The organism is Vibrio sp. 2134-1 (genome assembly GCF_033339495.1).
Genome location: NZ_JAWOUS010000494.1, coordinates 1 through 664 on the forward strand (window position 1 = coordinate 1; position 664 = coordinate 664).

At 45.0% G+C, this 664-nt stretch carries 2 pseudogenes; both read left to right on the plus strand.

What is annotated here, in order from left to right:
- Positions 1-230: pseudogene (locus R7R78_RS26835) on the plus strand (transcriptional regulator); the annotation flags it as partial.
- Positions 231-395: 165 nt separating this feature from the next.
- Positions 396-664: pseudogene (locus R7R78_RS26840) on the plus strand (aminoglycoside phosphotransferase family protein); the annotation flags it as partial.

The following is a 664-nucleotide window of genomic DNA, read 5'->3' on the forward strand; positions in this document are numbered from 1 at the left end:
AACCTATCGCCGAGTTTGAACATTCCTTACTAGCCATTCAAGCGGCGGTGAATCAGTTAGGCATACTGCTTGTTAGGGACTTTTTAGTGGAGGATGAGCTACAACAAGGACTTTTGATTTCGATTGGTGGATGGTCAATGCCAAGCGCCAGCGCACATCATATAGTGGTAAGGGAAAGCGATAAACCGCAAGTTGAGGCTTTTACTCATTGGGTCATGCAAAGTCTATAAGCTTAAAAGTCCTGCATCTTCGAATAAGTGAAAGTGGTTTCCTGCGATTGAGCTAACAAAGTTGGGTGCTTTTTGGTCGGTAGTTAAAACAAGATTCGTTACTTAAGGTATAAAATGACGCTTGTTTCAATCGTCGCCCCAAATCTGATCGAACAAGGGAAAGTCATGGAAATGCTACAAGGTGGTCGGGATAATGCCATTTATCGTACAGGTGATCGCGTTAGTCGTCCGGCAAGCTCTTGGACGATGACCGTCCACCAGTTGTTAAATCACCTTCATTCCAATGGATTCACGCAATGCCCCAAAGTGATTGGGATTGAGGGTGAGGGTGGTAAAGAGTGGGTGAGCTTTGTGGAAGGAGATACCTTCAACTATCCACTGCAAGGTTCTATTGCTTCTGTTACTGCACTTTTATCCGCGGCCAAAATGTTGCG